This window comes from Shewanella algidipiscicola (assembly GCF_003605125.1).
In the GTDB taxonomy this organism is placed as follows: domain Bacteria; phylum Pseudomonadota; class Gammaproteobacteria; order Enterobacterales; family Shewanellaceae; genus Shewanella; species Shewanella algidipiscicola.
Map to the genome: position 1 here is coordinate 1 of NZ_QPQT01000029.1, position 2,019 is coordinate 2,019.

1 tRNA gene and 1 rRNA gene are annotated in these 2,019 nt (G+C 42.7%); both read left to right on the forward strand.

Features of this window, described 5'->3' with window-relative positions:
* Positions 1-247: 247 nt before the first annotated feature.
* A 5S ribosomal RNA gene (gene rrf / locus DVO77_RS18880) occupies positions 248-363 on the forward strand.
* A gap of 78 nt (positions 364-441) precedes the next feature.
* Positions 442-518, forward strand: a tRNA-Asp gene (locus DVO77_RS18885).
* Positions 519-2,019: the final 1,501 nt, after the last annotated feature.

Here is a 2,019-nt window from a genome sequence, read left to right on the forward strand (position 1 = left end):
CCAAAAGGGTTTCAGTTAATGGTTAACTTTAGCGAAAGAATACAGACACTTGATTTAGTGTGACTCAATTTTAAAACTTTCTGCGTAAGCGGGAACAGCTTTCTAAATTTATAATTTTGGTGAATTACGCAGGTAATTGTTTGGCTGACAAAGCCGTAACGAGCGAAGCGCGGAGTGTACTTTAGTACATGAGCACTGTAGCGAGGAAACAATGCCGTCAGACGGACAATTAACCAGTAAGAATTTGTCTGGAAACCATAGCATTGTGGTACCACCTGATCCCATCCCGAACTCAGAAGTGAAACGCAATCGCGCCGATGGTAGTGTGGGGTCTCCCCATGTGAGAGTAGGTCATTTCCAGGCGCCTAATACGCTCAATAGAGCACGTCTCCTAGCCATGACACGTTAGCGACGATAAAAGAATTTAGACTCAGGTCTAAAGGAGCGGTAGTTCAGTTGGTTAGAATACCGGCCTGTCACGCCGGGGGTCGCGGGTTCGAGTCCCGTCCGCTCCGCCAACATTACGATAAGCCCTTAGCAGCAATGCTAAGGGCTTTTTCGTATTTATTTCTCAGAGAAATGATAACGATGGTACTAGGTACTAGGTACTAAGTGTAGTGCGTGAGTCGTTGCTAAAGCAGTGGTCACTCTCGAGCATCCATGGTCTATGTGGCATTTATGCACCCATGCTCTTCGTCGTTCAGTTGGACCTTCAAGGTTCCTAACATTGTTTGGTATTTACCCGAACCTAATGATTTCGGTTCTTTAGAATCTCAATCACATTCATGTAGTGATCTAATAACGGCTCCAGAAGGGGTCATCATGACGCAGGCCTTACCTAAATGTATTAAGTTCACATTTAACGCTAGGCTCTGAATGTTTTATCTCACTGTATTCCATTTTTTCGAAGAAAACAGCCGTATAGATACCGTTAAGTTTCTTAAGGTGAGTCGAGTATGTGTCAAAAAACCATGGACGAGTAATCCTCCCATTTTTAACCACAGTTGAAGACCAAATAACATAAGGTATTGGCTGCTTTGCGTTGTATTGTGCTTTTAAATGACCCTACTGTTAAAGCTGATGCTGACTGTGTGCAAGGGAAATATATTGGTTTATATTGAGAAAAATTTAGGTTTCAAGCATCAGTTTGTATTGATTTATCGACTATTGGATGAAATAGGCAGTAGTTGGCTCTCGATCCGCTTTAAGCACCTAAAACAGTCAATAGAAGCCCAAGATGCTTTTAAACAAATCCGAATCGAAACGGTTCTAGAGCCCCAGAGAGTGTATTCCTTAAAGACGTCTAAATATAGTTTCAGGACGAAGCAAAATTTGGGCTGCATATGAATATGGGCCGAGAAAGGAGCACGTCCCAGAGCGGTGCAAGAGTAATATTTGAGTATGCGTATTTATTGGGAGCTACATATGTCATTACAGATAACCATGCTGTTGTCATTATGGGTCACAAGCTGGCGGCCTTCAAAATTGCTGCCTGATGAATTTGAACCCTCTCTATCATGTATATATCGCCATATTCACTAGAGCTCAACCCTATCGATCAGGTATTGCCAGGCTATTAGTCTTATATGCCGAAAACCTTGGTTGGCTGTGATTGCAGTGCATTCAGTTTTGATTGGTTTATATGTTCGTTTGTTGTTTGTGGGTAAGTCTGTGTATAAGCCGTGTGAGGTATGTGCTTAAGTGAGGTATAAAAACTAATTCCATTTTTAGTGAAAAAAGCCCTTGCGCCCAACCGAGAACTGCCTATAATGCGCATCCACTGACACGGCACAGCAGGCCAACTATCTAGGTAGTACGGGACTTGCAGCTAAGTCAGCCTCTCTTTTAACAAAGAGATGAGAGTTAAACTCTTCGGAGATTTGACTCAGGTGATAAGCGCTTTTAAGGGCTTCGATTGATGACTTCTGCTTAAGAAATCATCGCTTGGAAAACTTCTTAAAATAAGCACTTGACGCCAACAACGGGAAGTGTAGAATACGCATCCCTAAGCCAACGACC